This is a genomic window from Saccharopolyspora antibiotica, assembly GCF_047200635.1.
Classification (GTDB): Bacteria; Actinomycetota; Actinomycetes; order Mycobacteriales; family Pseudonocardiaceae; genus Saccharopolyspora_C.
In genome coordinates this window covers 1-1,535 of record NZ_JBJZOI010000048.1, presented here as the reverse complement: position 1 = coordinate 1,535, position 1,535 = coordinate 1, and the positions used below count along the sequence as shown (strand labels likewise).

Genomic DNA, 1,535 nt, shown 5'->3' with positions numbered 1-1,535 from the left:
ACCGACGCCTGCCGGACCTCCTGGAGGTGCTGCTCGGCCTGCTCGGCGGCCGCGCGCAGGGCGTCCAGCGGGGCCCCGGTGAACGACGTCGCGCCGGCAGCCCGCACCACCTGCGCGAACCGCGTCAGCTGCTCGTCGGTGAAGCGGTGCGCGTCGACGTCCAGGTGCCTGCGCAGCAGGTCCGCCGCCGCGCGCAGCCGCGCCACGAGGCCCTGGCTCTCCGCCAGTCGCGGCTCCAGGAGTCCCGGTGCGTGCGCGGGGGCGTCGCCGATGTGCTGGCCGACGATCTCGACGTGCCGAGCGCGCAGGTCGGCGCGGCCCTCGGCGTCGGGGACGCCCATCAGGCTGCCCTCGACGTCGGGCTCGACGGGCAGGCCGAGCATCGAACCCACGGCCCGCGCCCGGTCCGGGTCGCCGAGCGCCCAGCGGGTCTGGTCGGTGCGCCCCTCCGGGGCGAGGGTCACCGAGTGGTGCGCCTCGTCCGGCCCGGCGCGCAGCACCCGGACCCGGAGCAGATCACCGTTGGGCAGCACCAGGTTCGGCCGGTTGAACCGCTGGTCCACGTCCTGCACCAACCGCGCCCAGTCGGCGTCGGCAGCGGTCCGGCTGACCGCACCGCTGCGCCGGATGCGGATCGTGGCCTCGCTGACCAGCACACCGTCCTCGGACAACGCCCGACGCACCTCGAACGCCGACCGCTGCACCGCATCACCACCCGGCAACTCCCGGACCCGACCACGCTGCACCACCGGCGCCGCGTCCAACCGCGCCCGCAACTCAGCCGACACACCCGAACGCGCCCCACCCGACTCCAGCAAACGCGGATCGAACCGCATCGGGGGCTGCTCCGGCGGGGCCGTCTCGGGCGCCGAGCGGTCCTGGCCGGGGGCCTCGTCCGCGCGGCTCGGGCGCGGGGGCTCGACGTCCTCGGGGTCGGGCGCAGGGCGGCGGCGGGAGCCCCGCTCGGGCGCGGTCTCCGGCAGCGCCTCGGTGATCCGGCCCGGCTCGGGCCGCGACGAGGTCCCGGTGTCGTGCCCGAACTCGGCGAGCGCCTGGCCCAGGTCGGCGAGACCGCTGGGGCGCGCTCCCTCGAAGTCGTGCTTGGTCCAGCCTTCCCGGTCGGGCTGGATGCGCTGGACCCCGTCGGCGCCGACCTGCAGGTGCCCGGTGATCAGCCTGCCGTCCGGGGTGTGGAAGACCTGGGCGGAGGTGGTGATGATGCCGAAGTCGGTGCCCTCCACCAGGTCCGGCAACCACGACAGCTTGCCGCCGCCGGAGACGGCCAGCACGCCCGGCACGTCCTGCCCGTAGTTGCGGTTCGTGGCGGACTCGATGAACGCCTCGGGCTCCAGGACGCCGCCGTCCCACAGCGCGATCCGCTCGTCCGGGCGCACCGAGGCCATGAGCAGGTCGACCCCGGCGTACTCGGGCGAGACGTTGCGGGCCTGCGCGACCGCGCCGCGCACCGAGGTGCCCGGCGCCGGGTAGAGCAGCCCGCCCTGCGGGATGCCGACGGTCTGCAACCGGTGGTCGCG

Annotated in this window: 1 pseudogene; it reads right to left on the bottom strand. The window is 75.9% G+C overall.

What is annotated here, in order from left to right:
- Window positions 1-1,535: pseudogene (locus tag ACL03H_RS23825) on the bottom strand (hypothetical protein); the annotation flags it as partial.